Genomic DNA, 18467 nt, shown 5'->3' with positions numbered 1-18467 from the left:
CCCAACCAACAGCCATCGATGCCGCGGCGTCGGCGCGACACGCCGTCCGCGGTGTGGGAGGGGATCATGGCAACACTGTGCAGACCGGCCATCGCCGTTCCGGACCACGTCATCACCATGGAGGACACGCTCCGCCTGGCACGCACGCACCACGCCGACCACCCGCAGCTCGGACTCGTGCTGCGGCTGATCAGCAACACCGGGGTCCGCACCCGACACCTCATCCAGCCCATCGAACAGACGCTCCAGCATCCCGGCTTCGAGACGCGCAACCTGCTCTACGAGCGGGAGGCCAAACGGCTCGTGCCACCCGTCATCGAGTCGGCCCTGGAGCACGCGGGCGTCGGCGTCCGCGACATCGACCTGATCGTCTACGTCTCGTGCACCGGCTTCATGATGCCGTCGCTGACGGCGTGGATCATCAACGAGATGGGGTTCAGGGCGGAGACCAGGCAGCTGCCGATCGCGCAGCTCGGCTGCGCGGCCGGCGGCGCGGCCATCAACCGGGCGCACGACTTCTGCCTGGCCTACCCGGAGGCCAACGCGCTGATCGTGGCCTGCGAGTTCTGCTCCCTGTGCTACCAGCCGACCGACCTCGGCGTCGGCTCGCTGCTGTCCAACGGCCTCTTCGGCGACGGCGTGGCCGCCGCCGTGGTCCGGGGCCGGGGCGGCACCGGGGTCGCGCTGGAGCGCAACGGCTCGCACCTGGTCCCCGACACGGAGGACTGGATCTCCTACGCGGTGCGGAACACCGGCTTCCACTTCCAGCTCGACAAGCGGGTCCCCACCACGATGAAGATGCTGGCCCCGGCGCTGCGGGCGCTCAGCGAGCAGCACCGCTGGAACGTCTCGCGGCTCGACTTCCAGATCGTGCACGCCGGGGGCCCACGGATCCTCGACGACCTGTGCACCTTCCTCGAGGTCGACCCGGAGATGTTCCGCTACAGCCGGGCCACCCTGACCGAGCGGGGGAACATCGCCAGCTGCGTCGTCTTCGACGCGCTGGAGCGGCTCTTCGCGGACGGTGGCGTCCCCGACGCGGCCCGCGGGCTCATCGCCGGCTTCGGTCCCGGCATCACCGCCGAGATGGTGCTCGGCCGCTGGGTCGCGAGCCCCGAGGCGAGCCCGGACGCGGCGCCGCGCGCGGCGCGGCCCCGCCTCGACCACGTCGCCCACGGGCGGCGGGCCGAGGAGCAGGCCGGCGTCGGGTAGCACGACGGGCGGTCGGCCGGCTCACCCGAGGGCGGGCCGGCCGACCGCCCCCTCGCCCGCGAAGTACGCCTCGACCACCGCCTGGTGGGTGGGGAACGCGAGCGGGACCGGAGCGTCGATCACGAGCCACTCGGTGGCCTCCGGGGTCGCGGCCGGCTCGGGCAGCGAGTCCGCGCGACGGGGTGCGAGGAGGGCGAAGACGTTCAGCGTCCTGTCGCCCTCCCGCACGTCGACGAGCGTGACGTCGTCCGGCGACGCCACCAGCCCCGTCTCCTCCCGCAACTCCCGCACCGCGGCCTCCCGCCAGGTCTCACCCAGCTCCATGTACCCACCGGGCAGGGCCAGCTCGCCACGGAACGGCTCGATGTCCCGCCGCACGACGACCAGCCCCGTCCGGCCCTCCCGCTCGACGGGGAGCAGGGCGACGGCGACGGGCAGCGGGTTGAGCCAGAGCGTCTCGCCGCAGCCCGCGCAGTCCCGGGGCCAGCCGGCCGTCCCGTCGTACGGGACGCCGCAGAAGGGGCAGTGGGTGACGTGACGGCCGTAGGTGTAGGTCATGGTCCATGATGGCGCGGCGCGGGCCGCTTCAGGACTTGCGGGCCATGCCTCCCACCATGAGGCGCTGGGCTATGGTCAGCGGCTCGGCGACGGGCGCGTCCGGGCGCCACAGCGGCAGCGGCACGACGCCGGGCTCCAGCATCTCGAAGCCCTCGAAGTACGCCTCGATCTCCGCCACCGTGCGGAAGCGGCCGGTGCCGAGGAACTCCAGCATGGTCTCCTCCACGGCGCGCGCCTCGGGCCCCGTGTCGCTGAAGCAGGTGATCAGCAGGTGGCTGCCGGGCGGCACGGCGCGCATGTACGCCTCGACGATGCCGCGCGGGTCCTCGTCGTCGTGCAGGTGGTGCAGGATGCCCACGAGCAGGACGCCGACGGGCCGGGAGAGGTCGACCAGCCGCCGCAGGCTGGGGTGGGACAGCACGGACTCCGGCTCGCGCAGGTCGGCGGTGATGACGGCCGTCCGCTCGTTCTCCTCCAGCAGGGCCCGGCCGTGCGCGAGCACGATCGGGTCGTTGTCCACGTAGACGACGTGGGCCCCGGGGTTGTGGCGCTGCGCCACCTGGTGGGTGTTCTCCAGCGTCGGCAGGCCGGCGCCGAGGTCGACGAACTGGTCGATGCCGACCTCCGTCGTCAGGTACCGCACGGCCCTGCCGAGGACCGCGCGGTTGAACCAGCCCACGTCGCTGATGTGGGGCATGTCGCGCCGCACCGCGTCGGCGACGGCGCGGTCCACCTCGTAGTTGTCCTTCCCTCCGAGTACCGCGTCGTAGACCCGGGCGATACTCGGCTTGCTCAGGTCGACACCGGGTGGGGCCTCCTGGTCCCCCGCGACCATCGCCGACCCGCTCTTCTCCTCCGCCACCGTGACCTTCCTCACACCCTCGCGTGCACGAGCACCCCAGGGTAGTCGCGCGTCAACTCCGTTGCCACCAGGGGCGCTTACGCGGCGTCAGCTTCCGATCCCGTGGCGCGGGAGGCCAGCGACGGGACGGCCGCCGGCGTCTCGTGGTCGGGAGCGGCGAGGAGGGGCAGGAGGTCGGCGACGGCCGCGCGGCCGGCGCGGTTGGCGCCGACGGTGCTGGCCGAGGGCCCGTAGCCGACGAGGTGGATCCGCGGGTCCCGCACCACGCGGGTGCCGGTGACCCGGACGCCGCCGCCCGGCTCGCGCAGGCGCAGCGGGGCGAGGTGGTCGAGGGCGGCGCGGAAGCCGGTGGCCCACAGGATGCTGTCGGCCGCGACCTCGCGGCCGTCGTCCCAGGCCACCCCGGTGGGGGTGATCCGGTCGACCATCGGCTGCCGGTCGAGGACGCCCGCGGCGCGGGCGCGGCGCATCTCCTCCGTCATCGGCAGGCCGGTGACGGAGACGACACTGCGCGGCGGCAGCCCCTCCCTGACCCGCTCCTCGACCATGGCGACGGCCTCCCTGCCCTCCACCTCGCCGAAGAGGCCCTCCCGGAAGATCGGTGGCCGGCGCGTGACCCAGGTGGTCGCGGCGGCGACCTCGGCGATCTCCATCAGGTGCTGCACGCCCGAGCTGCCGCCGCCGACGACCACGACCCGTTCGCCGGTGAACGCCGCCGGCCCCGGGTACTGGGCGGTGTGCAGCTGACGGCCGAGGAAGTCGCCCCGGCCCGGCACGTGGGGCCAGAACGGGCGCTCCCAGGTGCCGGTGGCGTTGATCAGGGCGCGGGTGCGCCACTCCCCCGCGCTGGTGGACACGAGCAGGCGGCCGTCGCCGGCCTCGCGTACGGCGCGCACGTCGACCGGGCGCAGCACGGGCAGGGCGAAGGCACGCTCGTAGGCCGTGAAGTACTCGGCGATGACCTCGGAGGAGGGGCGGTCGGGGTCGGCGCCGGTCAGCTCCATGCCGGGCAGGGCGTGCATGCCGTGCACCCTGCCGTAGGTCAGGGTCGGCCAGCGGAACTGCCAGGCGCCGCCGGCGCGCGGCGCGTGGTCGAGGACGACGAAGCCGCCGCCGGGCTCGACGCCGCGACGGCGCAGGTGGTAGGCGGCGGAGAGGCCGGCCTGGCCGGCGCCGACGACCACGACCGCCACGTCCCGCGACTGGTTCATGCTTCTACCAACCATCCGGGGGCGCCGTGGCTTCCCCGGGGGTTCACTGGTGGCGTGGCCGGGTCCTGTCTGTTCTGCGCGATCATCGACGGCGAGGTGGAGCACCACCGGGTCCTCGACGACGAGGTGGCGGTGGCCTTCCTCGATCACCGTCCGCTGTTCCCCGGGCACGTGCTGGTGCTGCCCCGTCGCCACGTGGCGACGCTGACGGACCTGCCGGAGGAGGCGGTGGGGCCGTTCTTCTCCCGGGTGCGGCGCGTCACCGGCGCGGTGGAGCGGGGGATGGCGGCGGCGGGCTCGTTCGTCGCCGCCAACAACCGGGTCAGCCAGTCGGTGCCCCACCTCCACGTGCATGTCGTGCCGCGCACGCCGCGGGACGGACTGCGGGGCTTCTTCTGGCCGCGGACGCGCTACGCCGACGCGGCCCAGGCGGCGGGGGTCGCGGCGCGGCTGCGCGCGGCGCTCAGGGACGGTCCGGGTGGTGGGGGCGGGGGCTGAGGACGTCGCCGAGGCTGTAGCTGACGGGCTCCTCCAGCTGCTCGTAGGTGCACTCGCGCGGCTCGCGGTCCGGCCGCCAGCGGACGAACTGGGTGGTGTGGCGGAAGCGGTCGCCCTGCATGTGGCCGTAGGCCACCTCGCAGACGCGCTCGGGACGCAGGGGCACCCAGGAGAGGTCCTTCTTCCCCGACCAGCGGCTCGGGGCTCCCGGCATGCGGCTGGTCTCGTGGGCCTCCTCCCGCGTCCACGACTCCCAGGGGTGGCCGGCGACGGAGTCCATGACGAGCGGCTGGAGCTCGGTCATCAGCTCGCGCCGCCGGCGCATCGGGAAGGCGCCGCAGACCCCGACGTGCTGGAGGGTGCCGCCGGCGTCGTAGAGGCCGAGCAGCAGCGAGCCGACGACGGGGCCGCTGGTGTGGTGGCGCAGTCCGGCCACGACGCAGTCGGCGGTCCGCTCGTGCTTGGTCTTCACCATGACCCGCTGGCCGGGGCGGTAGGGGAGGTCGAGGCGCTTGGCGACGACGCCGTCGAGGCCGGCGCCCTCGAAGCGGTCGTACCAGTCGCGCGCCAGGGCGAGGTCGTCGGTGGCGGGGGCGAGGAAGACGGGCTGGTGGCTGTCGCGCAGCGCCTCGGCGAGGGCGGCGCGCCGCTCGCTGAGCGGGGACTCCATCAGGGAGTCGTCGCCGAGGGCCAGCAGGTCGAAGGCCACGAAGCTGGCCGGGTTGCGCGCGGCCAGGGTGCGGACCCGGGAGGCGGCGGGGTGGATGCGCTCGGTGAGGGTGTCGAAGTCCAGGCGCCCCTCGACGGCGATGACGATCTCGCCGTCGAGGACGCAGCGCTCGGGGAGGTGCTCGCGCAGGCCCGTCACCAGCTCGGGGAAGTACCGGACCAGGGACTTGCCGGTGCGGCTGCCGATCTCGACCTCGTCGCCGTCGCGGAAGACGATGGCGCGGAAGCCGTCCCACTTGGCCTCGTAGTGCATGCCGGGCGGGATCTCGGAGGCGGAGCGGGCGAGCATCGGCTTGACGGGCGGCATCACGGGAAGATCCATAGCGGAATCGTCCCAAATTTGTCTTGGATTGTCCGATAATGGACAGCTGTCCTATGGTGTGGCTATGGCAAAGGCCGTCGAACTGGAGGTCGCCGGACGCACCGTTCGCGTGTCGAACCCGGACAAGATCTACTTTCCGGAGCCCGGCTACACCAAGCTGGACGTCGTGCGGTACTACGCGGCGGTCGGCGAGGGCGCGCTGCGCGCGCTGCGGGACCGCCCCACGACCCTCCAACGCCATCCCGACGGCGTGACGGGCGAGTCGTTCTACCAGAAGCGGGCCCCCGGCAACCGCCCCGACTGGATCCCCACGGCGCGCATCGGCTTCCCGAGCGGTCGCTTCGCCGACGAGATCTGCCCGACCGAGCCGGCGGCCGTGGTGTGGTGCGCCAACCTCGGATGCCTGACCTTCCACCCCTGGCCGGTGCGGCGCGAGCGCCCCGACCACCCCGACGAGCTGCGCATCGACCTCGACCCGCAGCCGGGCACCGACTACGAGGACGCGGCCAGGGCCGCGCTCCGGCTCCGGGAGCTGCTGGCCGAGGCGGGGATGAAGGGCTGGCCGAAGACCTCCGGTGGCAGGGGCCTGCACGTGCTGGTGCCGATCGCGCCCGAGTGGACCTTCACCGAGGCACGGCACGCGGTCATCGCCCTGGGCCGGGCGCTCGAACGGGAGGACCCCGACCGGGTCACCACGGCGTGGTGGAAGGAGGAGCGCGGCGAGCGGATCTTCGTCGACTACAACCAGATGGCCCGCGACCGCACCGTCGCCAGCGCCTACTCCGTGCGGGCGAGGCCGCGCGCGACGGTGTCGGCGCCGCTGCGCTGGGAGGAGGTGCCCGACGCGCGGCCCGAGGACTTCACCCTGACCACCATGCAGGAGCGCTACGCCGCCGAGGGGGACGTCCACGCCGAGATGGAGCGCGAGGTGTACCGCCTGGACACGGTGCTGGAGTGGTACGAGCGCGACGAGCGCGACCACGGCGTCGGCGAGCTGCCGTACCCGCCGGACCACCCCAAGGCGGAGGGCGAGCCACGGCGCGTCCAGCCGAGCCGTGCCCGGCGTGACCGCCCGGAGTCGTAGCCCTTCCGGCCGGCGGCGCGGGACGCGGTGCCGTCGGCGGCGCTTGCCGTGGAGTCCGCTCCAGCACATAGCCTCCCCTCCAACCAGCGAGCAAGGAGCACGGAATGCGACTCGGAGTGCACGTGTGGGACTTCAGCGGCGGGGACGGTGGCCCCGCCGCGATCGGGGACGACCTCGTGCGGGTCGCCCACGCCGCCGAGGCGGCCGGGGTGGGCTGGCTGTCGGTGATGGACCACTACTTCCAGATGGACGCCGTCGCTCCGGCGGAGGACCCGATGCTGGAGGGCTACACCACGCTCGGCTTCCTCGCCGGCCACACCAGCACCGTCCAGCTGGGCCTCCTCGTCACCGGCGTGACCTACCGCCACCCCGGCCTGCTGGCCAAGGCCGTCACCACGCTCGACGTCCTCTCCGGCGGCCGGGCCGTGCTCGGCATCGGCGCCGCCTGGTACGAGCGCGAGCACCGGGGCCTCGGCGTGCCGTACCCCGCCGTGCCCGAGCGGTTCGACCGGCTGGAGGAGACGCTGCGGATCTGCCGGCAGATGTGGGACCCCGAGAACAACGGGCCGTTCGTCGGCACGCACTACGAGCTCGCCGAGACCCTCTGCTCGCCGCCACCCGTCAGCCGCCCCCACCCGCCGATCCTCATCGGCGGCGGCGGGGAGCGCAGGACGCTGCGGCTGGTGGCCCAGTACGGCGACGCCTGCAACCTCTTCGCCGAGGACCCGCAGGTCGTCGCCCACAAGCTGAACGTGCTGCGGCGCCACTGCGAGGAGGTCGGCCGCGACGAGTCGGAGATCCGCAAGACCGTGCTGTACGAGGGCGAGTCGCTGGCCCGCGGCGACCTGGAGGAGTTCGTGGAGGAGATGCGCGGCTACGCCGGCCTCGGCATCGAGACCGTGATCCTGATGGCCGGGCGCGGCGAGGACCGGCCGGCCTGGATCGAGCGGGTCTGCGCGCCCGCCGTGCCGCGGCTGGCCGAACTCGGCCGGGTCTGAGGGCTGTCCGCACAGCCCCGCCGGGGCCGCGGCGTCGTGAGCCCGCTGGTGGGAGGGCGGGAGGACCTTCAGAGGCTGGCGTCCGGATCCTCGTGGGCCGGCGCCGCGCGGGGATCCGGACGGCAGACGCCGGAGGACCCCGCGCGGGCGTCGGCGGGGCGTGCGGCGGGGCGTGCGGCGGCGGCGCGGCCACGCCGGCTCAGCCTGAGGTAGGCCAGGGCCGCGCCGGCCAGGGCCAGCGGCCACAGCAGGTAACGCCCCGTCATCAGCAGCAGCGCCAGGACCGCGACGAGCGAGACGGCCGCCGCCCGCCGCCCCGCGCTGCCCCGGGGCAGCAGCCGCAGGGCGGCGGCCACGCCGATCGCGTAGACCGTCACGAACGATCCGGTCGCGAGCATCACCAACGGGCCGGTGTCCGCCCCGGTCACGGCGACCACGCCCAGCACGCAGAAGGCGAGGGTCGCGACGACGGCGAGGCTGCGGCGCGGCACCTGTCCCGCGACGCCGCCCCGGGCCAGGCCACGGGGAAGCGCGCCGTCGCGGGCGAGGGCCGCGCCGAGGTTGGCGGCCCCTGCGTAGTAGGTGTTCATCGCGCCGAAGGTCAACAGCAGCGCGACGACGGCGGCCAGCACCCGGGCGTCGCCGCCCAGGCCGTGGGCCATCAGCTCGCCGAGCGGCGCCCGCTCCGTTGCCGCGCCGGCACCGAGCACGACGACGACGGCGAAGGCGACGGACAGGTACAGCACCCCGACGAGGACGACCGCGGCGGCCGTCGCCCGGGGCAGGTCGGTGGCGGGGCGGCGGAACTCCCCCGCCAGGTGGGTGATCGCCTCCCAGCCGGCGAAGCTCCACACCAGCAGGGTGGCGGCGGAGCCGACCGCCGCGAGGCCGTGCGGGGCGAACGGCGTCAGGTTGTCCAGCCGCGCGTCGGGCAGGGACAGCAGCACGGCCGTCGCGAGCAGCACCACCAGCAGGGCGGCCAGGAGGAGTTGGAGGCGCCCTCCGAGGCGCAGGCCCACGGCCCCCACGAGGGTCACGACGGCCATCAGCGCGGCGGCCGTGACGACCACCGTGGTCGTGCCGCCGCCCGTGGCCGCGGCCACGTACTCGCCGCCGAAGCACGCCGCGGCCGTCGCGCCCGGCGGCACGGCCAGGTAGAAGCACCAGCCGACGACGGCCGCGGCGCGGTCGCCGAAGGCCAGCCGCGCGTACGTGGCGACGCCTCCGCCGTCGGGGTGGCGGGCGCCGAGCGCGGCGAAGGTGCCGGCCAGCGGCGCCGACAGGACGACCAGCGCCAGCCACGCCAGCAGCGAGGCGGGCCCCGCCGCCTCGCTCGCGAGCGCCGGCAGCGCGATCACGCCGGTGCCGAGCACCGCGCCCACGTACAGGGCGGTGCCCTGCGCGGCGGTGAGCCGGCCGCCCGTCTCGGCGGGCGCCGGGGCCGCCACGGCCGGTGCCGTGCCCGGCGCGGGGGCGGAGAGGTGCGCGGCGGCGGACGCGGAGGTGGACGGAGGGGCGGACGGAGAGGTGGGCGTGTGGGGCATGGGGCCAGCCTCACCGGCGGCGTCCTCCCGGACCATCGGCAGAAACGCCATGGTGCGCTAAATTCCTGCCATGACGACGGAAGGCGATGCCCGCACGAGGAGGGGCGCCTACGCGACGGGCGGGGCCGACGCGAGCCGACGCCCCCACGTCATCGCCCTCGCGGTGACGGACGGCACCCCCACCTTCGAACTCGCGGTCCCCTGCGAGGTCTTCGGCATCGACCGCTCCGACCTCGTCGACCCGTGGTACGAGCTGCGGATGTGCGCGGGCGAGGAGGGCACGCTGCGGACCGCGACGGGCCTGGTGGTGCCCACGCCGTACGACCTCGACGACCTCGTCGCGGCCGACACGGTCATCGTGGCGGCCTGCGCCAGGTCCCGGCAGCTCGACCCGCCGCCGGGCCTGGTCGCGGCCGTGCGCAAGGCCCACGAGCTGGGGCGCCGCGTCGTGTCGCTCTGCGCGGGCGCGTACGTGCTGGCCGCCGCGGGGCTGCTGGCCGGCCGGCGCGCCACCACGCACTGGATGAACGCCGCCGACTTCGCCCACCGTTACCCGGAGGTCCGCTTCGACCCCGGCCCGCTCTACGTCGACGAGGGCGACCTGCTGACCTCGGCCGGCACCGGCTCGGTCATCGACCTGTGCCTGCACCTCGTCCGCCGCGACCACGGCGCGGCCGTGGCCAACGAGGTCGCCCGCCGGATGGTCGTGCCGCCGCACCGGGAGGGCGGTCAGGTCCAGTACGTCCGGCCCCCCGTCCGCGCGACGACGGCCGACGACGGCCTGGCCCTCGTGCTCGCCTGGGCCCGCGAGCGGCTCCACGAGCCGCTGACGGTGCGCCGCCTGGCCCGCGTGGCGCACCTGAGCGAACGCACCTTCGCCCGCCGCTTCCGCGACACGCTCGGGGTGACGCCCCTGCGGTGGCTGGTGCAGCAGCGGGTGCGGCTGGCGCAGGAGCTGCTGGAGACCACCGACGAGCCGGTGGAGTCGATCGCCCGCCGCACGGGCTTCGGCACGGCCGCGAACCTGCGCCACCACTTCCACCGCGTCGCCGGCGTCCCGCCGATGACCTACCGGCACGTCTTCCGCAGCGGCGGCTGAGGCCGGACCCGCCGGTCCCCGAAGCGCCCGCCGTTGCCCCGACGCGCCCGCGGGCCCCTGCCGGGCCGCCGCGCGACGCGGGCGAGCGCCCGGCCGCTACGCCGTCGCGGCGGCGGGCGTCACGGGCCCCGCGTCGAGGCCGGCGGCCGTCCTCGCGATCACCTCGGCCGCCCAGTCGAGCTGATCGTCCGTCAGCCCCGCGCGGGCGGTCAGCCGCAGCCGCGCCGCCGGCACCGAGGGCGGACGGAAACAGCCCACCGCCAGGCCCGCCTCGCGGCAGCGCGCCGCCCACTCCACCGCGGCCGGCGCCGAGCGCGCCGGGACCGAGACCACCGCGGCGTCGGGCCGGGTGGCGGCCAGCCCCGCCGCCGTCAGCCGTCGGCTGAGCCCGACGGCGGCGTCGCGGACCCGCGCCGCACGCTCCGGCTCGCGCCGCAGCACCCGCAGCGCGGCCAGCGCGGCGCCGGTCGCGGACGGGGCGAGGCCGGTGTCGAACATGAAGGTGCGGGCGGCGCTGACCAGGTGCTCGACGACCCGCGCGGGGCCGAGCACCGCGCCGCCCTGCGCGCCCAGGGACTTCGAGAGGGTGACGGTGACGACGACGTCCGGCGCGCCCGCGAGGCCGGCCGCCCACGGCGTGCCGCGCCCGCCCTCGCCGATCACGCCGAGGCCGTGGGCGTCGTCGACGAGCAGCGCCGCGCCGTGCTCACGGCAGGCGTCGGCCAGGCCCGCGAGCGGCGCGGCGTCGCCGTCGACGGAGAACACGCCGTCGGTCACGACCAGCGCCCGGCCCGCGTGGCCGCGCAGCGCCGCGGCCACCGCGTCGGGGTCGGCGTGGGGGACGACGGCCGTGGTGGCGCGGGTGGTCGCGCGGGCCAGACGGCAGCCGTCGATGAGGGAGGCGTGGTTGGCCGCGTCGGACACGAGCAGGGTGCCGGGCGGGGAGAGCGCGGTCAGCGCGGCGAGGTTGGCCGCGTAGCCGGAGGCGAGGACGAGGGCGGCCTCGACGCCGCAGAACGCGGCGAGTTCGGCCTCCAGGCGGGCGTGCAGCTCGGTGGAGCCGGTCACCAGGCGCGAGCCCGTGGCGCCGGCCCCCCAGGTCCTGGCCGCCTCGGCGGCGGCCTCGACGACCTCGGGGTGGTGGGTGAGGCTCAGGTAGTCGTTGCTGGCCAGGTCCAGCGGGGCGGGCCCCGCGGCACGGGGGCTCAGCGTGCGGAGCAGGCCGGCGGCGCGGCGGCGTTCGCGGTCGTCGTCCAGCCAGTCGAAGACCGCCTCGCCGGGGGCGCGCGCCGGTGTCCCGTCGCCGTTGGATTGTCGGCTTCCCATAACGTCTCCTCGCTCCCGGCCGACCGTAGCCGCAGCTCGGCACGGCTGTCATGTCGCGATGCACACACGGGCGTCCGCCACCGTTGTGGCTTTCCCCCTTGGCCGCGGAGGGTGGGCTGGGAAAGGATCAGGCGCCATGGACCCCGTAGAGCTGACCGAGCTGCTGTCGACCCTCGTGGACAAGGGGCTGCGCGCCGACCCGCGCACGCCGGTCACGCGTCAGGAGGCGCTGGCGGTGCTGGCCACCTCCGACGACGAGCTGCTGGACGTGGTGGCGGCGGCGGGGAAGGTGCGCCGCCGCTGGTTCGGCCGTCGGGTGAAGCTGAACTACCTGGTGAACCTCAAGTCGGGGCTGTGCCCCGAGGACTGCTTCTACTGCTCGCAGCGGGTCGGCTCGAAGGCCGAGGTCCTGAAGTACACGTGGCTGACGGCCGACCAGGCCAGGGCCGCCGCCGACGCGGGCGTGTCGGGCGGCGCGAAGCGGGTGTGCCTGGTCGCGAGCGGGCGCGGTCCCACCGACCGTGACGTGGACCGCGTCTGCGAGACGGTGACGGCGATCCGGGAGCGGCACCCGGAGGTGGAGGTCTGCGCCTGCCTCGGGCTGCTGGGCGACGGGCAGGCGGAGAGGCTGCGCGAGGTCGGCGTCCACGCCTACAACCACAACCTCAACACCTCCGAGGCCACCTACGCCGACATCTGCACCACGCACGGCTTCGAGGACCGGGTGGACACCGTGCGGCGCGCGAAGGACGCCGGCCTGTCGGCCTGTTCCGGACTGATCGCCGGCATGGGCGAGAGCGACGAGGACCTGGTCGACGTGGTGTTCGCGCTGCGCGCGCTCGACCCCGACTCGGTGCCGGTCAACTTCCTCATGCCGTTCGAGGGCACCCCGCTCGCCGGCACCTGGGAGCTGACGCCGGGTCGGGCACTGCGGATCCTGGCGATGGTGCGCTTCGTCTGCCCCGACGTGGAGGTGCGGCTCTCGGGAGGCCGGGAGCTGCACCTGCGGTCGATGCAGCCGCTCGCCCTGCACCTGGCCAACTCGGTCTTCCTCGGCGACTACCTCACCAGCGAGGGCCAGGCGGGGAAGGCGGACCTGGAGATGATCGCGGACGCCGGGTTCACGGTGGAGGGCGCCGACACCACGACGCTGCCCGCGCACCGCGGCGAGGCCGTCGCGGTGCGGCGGCGCGGCGCCGGCACGGAGCTGCCGCCCAATGCCTGAGGCGGACGGGGCCGGGGCGGCGACGGTCACGGACACCGGCGGCGACGACGCGTCGCCGCTGTCGCCCGCCGCCCTGCGGGCGTTGGACCGGGCTCACGTGTGGCACCCCTACGGCCCGATGCCCGGCCGGGAGGAGCCGCTGGTCGTGGCCTCCGCCTCGGGCGTGCGCCTGCGCCTGGCCGAGCCCGCCGAGGGGCGGAACGAGCTGGTCGACGGCATGTCCTCGTGGTGGTCGGCGATCCACGGCTACCGCCACCCGGTGCTCGACGAGGCCGTCCGTGAGCAGCTGACCCGGATGAGTCACGTGATGTTCGGCGGGCTCACCCACGAGCCGGCGGTACGGCTCGCGAAGCGGCTGGTGGACGTCACGCCCGCGCCGCTGCGGCACGTCTTCCTCTCCGACTCGGGCTCGGTGGCCGTCGAGGTGGCGTTGAAGATGTGCCTCCAGCACTGGGTGTCGGTCGGCCGCCCCGCCAAGCGGCGGCTGCTGACCTGGCGCGGCGGGTACCACGGCGACACGTGGCACACGATGTCCGTGTGCGACCCGGAGGGCGGCATGCACCGGCTGTGGTCGGGCGCGCTGCCGCGGCAGGTCTTCGCCCCGCTCCCGCCGCCGGGGTTCGACGCCGAGGTCGACCCGGCGTACGCGGCGGCGCTGGCCGGGCTCGTGGAGCGCCACGCGGACGAGCTGGCGGCGGTGGTGGTCGAGCCGGTGGTGCAGGGCGCGGGCGGGATGCGGTTCCACTCCCCCGCCTACCTGCGGGTGCTGCGCGAGGCGTGCGACGCGCACGACGTGCTGCTGGTGTTCGACGAGGTCGCCACCGGCTTCGGCCGCACGGGCGCGCTGTTCGCCGCGGACCACGCGGGGGTGGCGCCCGACGTGATGTGTCTGGGGAAGGCCCTCACGGGCGGGTACCTCTCGCTGGGCGCGACACTGTGCACCTCGCGGGTGGCGGAGGGCATATCCCGTGGCGAGGTCCCGGTGCTGGCCCACGGCCCGACGTTCATGGGCAACCCGCTGGCCACGGCCGTCGCCGACGCCGCCGTCGGGCTGCTGCTGCGGCGCGACTGGCGTGCGGAGGTGAGCCGGCTGGCCGACGGGCTCGACGCCGGCCTCGCCGAGGCGGCGGCGCTGCCGGGCGTGCGGGAGGTGCGGGTGCTCGGGGGCATCGGCGTGGTCCAGCTCGACCACGCGGTGGACGTGGCGGCGGCCACGCGGGCGGCGGTCGCCGAGGGCGTGTGGCTGCGGCCCTTCAGGGACCTGGTGTACACGATGCCGCCGTACGTCACGGGCGAGGCGGACCTGGCGCGGATCTGCGCGGCGGTGTGCGCCGCCGTGCGGGCCGGCTGACGGGCCCGGGGGATGAGCACGCGAGACGGCCGGGAGGGCCGGGACCAGCAGGTCGGGGACGACGAGCAGGTCGGGCGCAACGGTCAGGGGAGCCGGGACCAGCGGGAGGGCCGAGACAAGGGGGAGGGTCGAGGGCGGCCCCGCGGCGGGCGCGTCCTGGTGGTGACCGGAACCTGCACCGGCGTCGGCAAGACCGTCGTGACGGCCGCCGTCGCCGCGGTGGCGCGGGCGGCGGGCCGATCCGTCGCGGTGCTCAAGCCCGCGCAGACGGGCCTCGCGCCGTGGGAGCCGGGGGACGCGGCGACGGCGGCCCGCCTCTCCGGGGTGGACACGGCGCGGGAGCTCGCCCGTTATCCGGAGCCCCTCGCCCCGGCGACGGCGGCCCGCAGGTCAGGGCTGCCCCCGGTCAGGCCCGCCGAGGTGGCCAAGGCCGCGGGCGAGCTGGCCGAGCGGCACGACCTGGTGCTGGTGGAGGGGGCGGGCGGGCTGCTGGTGCGGTTCGACGAGGTCGGCTCGACCCTGGCCGACGCCGCCGCGCTGCTGGACGCTCCCGCGCTGGTCGTCGCGGCGGCCGGCCTCGGCACGCTCAACGCGACGGCGTTGACGGCTGAGGCGCTACGGAGCCGGAACCTGCGCTGCCTCGGCGTGGTCATCGGCAGCTGGCCGGCGCGGCCCGACCTGGCTGCGCGGTGCAACCTCGTCGACCTCCCCGACGTCGCGGGCGCACCCCTGCTCGGCGCCGTCCCCGAGGGTGTGGGCGCGCTGCCTCCCGCCGCCTTCCGCGCCGGGGCGGCCGGCTGGCTCGGGCCGCCGCTGGGCGGGCACTGGCCTGGCTGAACAGGGCCTCTCACGCGCTGCGGGCGAGCCACGCCCGCAGGTCGGCGGGCAGACGCGCCATGGTCTCCTCGTACAGCGCGAGCTCCTCCTCGTCGACGAGGCCGCGCCACTGCCCGTTGCGCCCCTTGTGGAAGAACTCGAACCCGAGGGCGGCGCCGAGCCCGTCGGGGATCGTCTCCTCCTTCCTGGCCTTCATGTCGGCGAAGGTGCAGGCCGTCACCAGCTCGGGCCAGCGGGACTCGTCGACGGGGATGCCGAGGAAGGCGCTGAGGCGGCGCATCTGACCGTCGAGGTCGTCGAGCATGTCCTGGTAGTGCAGGAGGATGACGTTCGGTGACTGCCTGATCCCCCACCAGGAGGTGAGGTGGTGGGTGGGGGAGTTGTACGGCCAGCCGTTGGTCTCCCAGGGGAAGGGGCTGCGGGTGAAGTAGTCCCGCCAGTAGGTGTGGAGGTCCGGGCTGACCAGGGGCTGCTCCGGGGTGTACACCTCCTCCCCCGTCGGGGCCACGAACGTGATGCCCCCGTCGTTGAGCCCGACGGCGTGGTGGTGCGTGGAGACGGCGGCGTCGCGCAGGTCACGGCCGACGACCACGTACGACACCTCCGCGTAGATCGGCAGCGCGTCCATGGGCAGGTGGGTCTTGATGAAGCGGCGGTGTCGCTGTGCCGCCAGGCCGTCGAACATCTCCGCGCCGGGGACGAAGGTGCTGTCGAGCCAGGGGCTGACCTCCCACAGCGGCGCCGCGAGCCGCGGCTGCTGGAAGACGAGGACGGAGACGATCCGCTGGGTCCAGGTGGTGCCGACCTTGGCGGGGGTGGAGATGACGATGTCACCCGGGCGGGGCTCGTACGCGTCCCAGACCGTGCTGTCGGTGAAGTAGCAGCGGTAGGGCCGCTGCGGAACGTACACGGGCGTCAACTCACGGTTCATGTCATCAGCTTGACCGTTCGCCGTCACGCAGCACAACACCGCCGTCATGCTGCGTAGCATCCCCGTCGCCCCGTCGGCCCCTCAACCCGTCGGCCCGTCGCGGGCGGGGCCGCCGCGCGCCGCGACGGCCGTGGGAGGGCCGGCAGGCGGCATCCGGGCGACGCGGCGGTCGGACCGCGGCGGAGGAGGTGCCCACACAGGGCGCTGGCGAGGCGTATCCCCCGCGAACGCGCGGACACGAGCACGACGCGTCGCCCCGGGAGCGCGGGGCGATGGCGGCGCACGCCGTCGGCGCGAGCCCGCCCGCCCGTCACGTTCGTCTCCCCGAGAAGAGAGGACGAGGGGAGGGCGAGGTGCCCGCGAAGCCGGCGGGGGCGTCCGCGCGGCGGGCGACGGAGCACGGCGCGGGCCCTTCGGCGACCGCCGAAGGGACCAACGTCCCCCGCACGGCGGGCGGATGTGGCTCGGGGCACGGTTCCGCACCACCCGAATCGGTCACGCACGGCGCACACGGCAACGACGGAACGTGGCGAAATCGGTGGCGTTCCGTGTCCGTGAGATCAGCGCTCCGTGGCCACCACGGGGGCCCGATGTGGAGCGGGCCACGAGACGGGCGTCACCCACCCCCGCGCTTCGTAGAAAACGACCGGCGTCTCGCCCCCCGGCCACGGGCTCACCGCGTCACTCGCCGCGGACAGATACGACGCTTCGTCGTAGATCACACTTTTGCCCCGGTATGGGAGTGCTTCGCACAGTGGGGCTCGTCGCCGCGCCCGGCGGGGACATCCCGAGCGATCAGAGGAAGAACCATGACCGCCACGACGAAGACCACCACCATCCCGACCCTGCGCGACGCCGTGCACGTGGCCGGCCTGGTGGCCGCCTCCGCAGCGGCCGTGACTCTCACCCTGGTTCCCCACCAGGCCGCCGCTGCCGACCACGGCACCGCTGACAGCAAGGCCACCACCGCTTCCGAGCAGAAGGGCGGCGGCGGCCAGGGCGGCAAGCCCGCGTCCACGCCCGAGCGCATGAGCGAGACCGAGCGCGCGGCCGAGTCGACGGGCAGGTCCGCCGCCGAGAGCGAGCAGCAGCTGGGCCGTGGCGCCCGCTACACCGCGGACGGCGAGCTGATCACCCTCAAGAAGGCCGACCAGCCCAAGCCCAAGCCGGCCGACGACGAGGACCTCGACCGCTGGATCAAGCAGGCCCTGAAGGTGATGGACAAGCACGACATCCCCGGCAGCTACGAGGGCATCCACAGCAACCTGATCCGCGAGTCCTCCGGTGACCCCCTGACGATCAACATGTGGGACACCAACGCCCACGAGAACATCCCGTCCAAGGGTCTCCTCCAGGTCATCGACCCGACCTTCGAGGCCTACCACGTCCCCGGCACCAGCAAGGACATCTTCGACCCCGTCGCGAACATCGCCGCGGCCTGTAACTACGCCGCCGACCGCTACGGCTCCATGGACAACGTCGACTCCGCGTACTGACGCGGACACGGACCACGCCACAGGGCACCGCGCACCACTCCGGGCCGGCCCCCGCCACCGCGGGGGCCGGCCCGGCGCATTCCCACGACGCGGCGACGGACACGGCGAGTGCACCCCACACAGGCCCGGCGCCGGGCCACGGCCACAACGGCTGCGATCACGGTCGATGGCTGCCCCCTGGGGCAGGACGACCCGCTGCCCGTGGACCCGTCCTCCGCCTCGGCACGCTCTCCGGCCGCGGAGTGCTGGCTCAGCACCCACCGCGAGGTCGCTGGCTGATCGCGTGCTCGTGGACGGCAGGGGTGAAGAACGCCGGAGGAGCGGGCCCCGGCGCGTTCCACGGTGGCCCTCAGCCCGGAGCGCTGGAGGCGCGGAGGGAGACCTCCTCCGCGTGGACGCGGGTGGCCCCGGCCTGACGAGGGGGTCCCGTCGCGCGTCGAGGGACCGCCGCCCGGTCCAGGCACGGGCGTAGCCGAGGCGGAGACGCCCGACGGCCTCGCCGCCGGCACGGACGGCCCGGAGCGGCCCGATCCACGCGGCCCCTCGTTTTCCGTACCCGCACCAGCCAGGAGCGCGGCCGGCCCCTCCCACGGTGTCGCCCCGGCGCCGAGCCTCCCGGTGGCGGGCAGGACGTCCGTGGTCGTCGTGGCACTCCTCGGGAGACGGCCGGCGGACGTGCTCCGTGGCCCCGCGCGGACGGCGGCGGGCAGACCCCCCTGAGCGGCGGGGGTCTGCCCGGCCGACCGATCCGGGCTCAGGCGCCGGCGGGCACCTTGTCGAGAAAGCCGCGGACGTCGCGGATGCGGCCCTCGTCGTCCAGGACCAGGACGTCGAAGCCGATCGCGACCGGATCGGCGCCCTCGGGCCCGAGGCCCCAGCGGAACCGCACCTGGCTGTGGTGGGCGTCTGGCTCGCCGACGGGGGTGAAGACGAAGCCGGGGAACTGCTGCCGCACCCCGTCGATCAGCGCGGCGAGCTCCGCGTGGCCGGTGATCTCGGCCAGCGGGTCGGTGTAGGCCACCTCGGGCGCCCAGTGCTCGGCGATGAGCTTCGCGCGGTGCTCGCCCTCGGCGTTCCACGTGGCCAGGTACGCCTCGACGACGCTCTTCGTGTCCATGGTCAGTCCTCCGGATCGATCGCTCGGTTCGTTGACGGGACCAGAGTGAGCGACCGTCGCTCGGTGG

General features: G+C 74.9%; 17 protein-coding genes. 9 read left to right on the top strand and 8 right to left on the bottom strand.

Annotated elements, in window-relative coordinates:
• Positions 1 to 66 precede the first annotated feature (66 nt).
• Positions 67 to 1212, top strand: coding sequence for a type III polyketide synthase (locus ACTWP5_RS13610; RefSeq protein ID WP_443221160.1), 1146 nt, complete (start codon positions 67 to 69; stop codon positions 1210 to 1212).
• 21 nt (positions 1213 to 1233) lie between these two features.
• On the opposite strand, the gene ACTWP5_RS13605 is transcribed toward ACTWP5_RS13610, so the two are convergent.
• The 3 genes from ACTWP5_RS13605 to ACTWP5_RS13595 form a co-directional block, all read right to left on the bottom strand.
• Positions 1234 to 1770, bottom strand: a complete 537-nt coding sequence (locus ACTWP5_RS13605) for an NUDIX domain-containing protein (protein ID WP_443221159.1) — start codon at positions 1768 to 1770, stop codon at positions 1234 to 1236.
• Between the two features lie 28 nt (positions 1771 to 1798).
• The gene (locus tag ACTWP5_RS13600; protein ID WP_443221158.1) at positions 1799 to 2632 is read right to left on the bottom strand and encodes an SAM-dependent methyltransferase; all 834 of its coding nucleotides are present in this window, start codon (positions 2630 to 2632) and stop codon (positions 1799 to 1801) included.
• A gap of 77 nt (positions 2633 to 2709) precedes the next feature.
• Complete coding sequence (locus tag ACTWP5_RS13595; RefSeq protein ID WP_443221157.1) at positions 2710 to 3843, bottom strand: NAD(P)-binding domain-containing protein; 1134 nt, start codon at positions 3841 to 3843, stop codon at positions 2710 to 2712.
• A 54-nt stretch (positions 3844 to 3897) separates the two neighbouring features.
• On the opposite strand from ACTWP5_RS13595, the gene ACTWP5_RS13590 reads away from it, so the two are divergent.
• The gene (locus ACTWP5_RS13590) at positions 3898 to 4341 is read left to right on the top strand and encodes an HIT family protein (RefSeq protein WP_443221156.1); all 444 of its coding nucleotides are present in this window, start codon (positions 3898 to 3900) and stop codon (positions 4339 to 4341) included.
• Here the strand turns inward: ACTWP5_RS13590 and ACTWP5_RS13585 are convergent.
• Entirely contained in the window at positions 4307 to 5392 is a 1086-nt protein-coding gene (locus ACTWP5_RS13585) for an ATP-dependent DNA ligase (protein ID WP_443221155.1), read from the bottom strand. The two genes, ACTWP5_RS13590 and ACTWP5_RS13585, sit on opposite strands and share 35 nt — an antisense overlap.
• Before the next feature lie 64 nt (positions 5393 to 5456).
• Here ACTWP5_RS13585 and ligD point away from each other — a divergent pair, with 64 nt between their 5' ends.
• Positions 5457 to 6476, top strand: coding sequence for a non-homologous end-joining DNA ligase (gene ligD, locus ACTWP5_RS13580; RefSeq protein ID WP_443221154.1), 1020 nt, complete (start codon positions 5457 to 5459; stop codon positions 6474 to 6476).
• A gap of 104 nt (positions 6477 to 6580) precedes the next feature.
• Positions 6581 to 7474 carry an LLM class F420-dependent oxidoreductase gene (locus tag ACTWP5_RS13575; protein WP_443221153.1) on the top strand — a complete coding sequence of 298 codons (894 nt, stop codon included), beginning with the start codon at positions 6581 to 6583 and terminating at the stop codon, positions 7472 to 7474.
• Positions 7475 to 7542: 68 nt separating this feature from the next.
• Here the strand turns inward: ACTWP5_RS13575 and ACTWP5_RS13570 are convergent, their stop codons facing one another.
• Positions 7543 to 9018 carry an APC family permease gene (locus tag ACTWP5_RS13570; RefSeq protein WP_443221152.1) on the bottom strand — a complete coding sequence of 492 codons (1476 nt, stop codon included), beginning with the start codon at positions 9016 to 9018 and terminating at the stop codon, positions 7543 to 7545.
• 70 nt (positions 9019 to 9088) lie between these two features.
• Here ACTWP5_RS13570 and ACTWP5_RS13565 point away from each other — a divergent pair, with 70 nt between their 5' ends.
• Complete coding sequence (locus ACTWP5_RS13565; protein ID WP_443221151.1) at positions 9089 to 10117, top strand: GlxA family transcriptional regulator; 1029 nt, start codon at positions 9089 to 9091, stop codon at positions 10115 to 10117.
• A 96-nt stretch (positions 10118 to 10213) separates the two neighbouring features.
• On the opposite strand, the gene ACTWP5_RS13560 is transcribed toward ACTWP5_RS13565, so the two are convergent.
• Positions 10214 to 11443 (bottom strand): 8-amino-7-oxononanoate synthase, encoded by a 1230-nt coding sequence (locus ACTWP5_RS13560; RefSeq protein ID WP_443221150.1) that lies wholly within the window; start codon positions 11441 to 11443, stop codon positions 10214 to 10216.
• A 136-nt stretch (positions 11444 to 11579) separates the two neighbouring features.
• On the opposite strand from ACTWP5_RS13560, the gene bioB reads away from it, so the two are divergent.
• From bioB to bioD, 3 genes are read left to right on the top strand one after another with little or no spacing between them, the layout of a single operon-like run.
• Positions 11580 to 12668 carry a biotin synthase BioB gene (gene bioB / locus ACTWP5_RS13555; RefSeq protein WP_443221149.1) on the top strand — a complete coding sequence of 363 codons (1089 nt, stop codon included), beginning with the start codon at positions 11580 to 11582 and terminating at the stop codon, positions 12666 to 12668.
• A complete protein-coding gene (locus ACTWP5_RS13550) occupies positions 12661 to 14019 on the top strand; it encodes an adenosylmethionine--8-amino-7-oxononanoate transaminase (RefSeq protein WP_443221148.1) in 1359 nt (452 codons plus the stop codon). Before bioB ends, ACTWP5_RS13550 begins: the two co-directional genes overlap by 8 nt.
• A gap of 12 nt (positions 14020 to 14031) precedes the next feature.
• Complete coding sequence (gene bioD, locus ACTWP5_RS13545) at positions 14032 to 14856, top strand: dethiobiotin synthase (RefSeq protein ID WP_443221147.1); 825 nt, start codon at positions 14032 to 14034, stop codon at positions 14854 to 14856.
• A gap of 10 nt (positions 14857 to 14866) precedes the next feature.
• On the opposite strand, the gene ACTWP5_RS13540 is transcribed toward bioD, so the two are convergent.
• Positions 14867 to 15787 (bottom strand): sulfotransferase domain-containing protein, encoded by a 921-nt coding sequence (locus ACTWP5_RS13540; RefSeq protein ID WP_443221146.1) that lies wholly within the window; start codon positions 15785 to 15787, stop codon positions 14867 to 14869.
• Between the two features lie 809 nt (positions 15788 to 16596).
• On the opposite strand from ACTWP5_RS13540, the gene ACTWP5_RS13535 reads away from it, so the two are divergent.
• Positions 16597 to 17283: a transglycosylase SLT domain-containing protein gene (locus tag ACTWP5_RS13535; RefSeq protein ID WP_443221145.1), complete on the top strand. Its 687-nt coding sequence runs from the start codon at positions 16597 to 16599 to the stop codon at positions 17281 to 17283.
• A gap of 754 nt (positions 17284 to 18037) precedes the next feature.
• Here ACTWP5_RS13535 and ACTWP5_RS13530 read toward each other — a convergent pair.
• Positions 18038 to 18400 (bottom strand): nuclear transport factor 2 family protein, encoded by a 363-nt coding sequence (locus ACTWP5_RS13530; protein ID WP_443221144.1) that lies wholly within the window; start codon positions 18398 to 18400, stop codon positions 18038 to 18040.
• Positions 18401 to 18467: the final 67 nt, after the last annotated feature.

Origin of the sequence: Streptomyces sp. 4N509B (assembly GCF_052245655.1) — a bacterium.
Classification (GTDB): domain Bacteria; phylum Actinomycetota; class Actinomycetes; order Streptomycetales; family Streptomycetaceae; genus Streptomyces.
The sequence above is the reverse complement of the archived record's forward strand: the minus strand, read 5'-3'. Positions and strand labels throughout refer to the sequence as shown.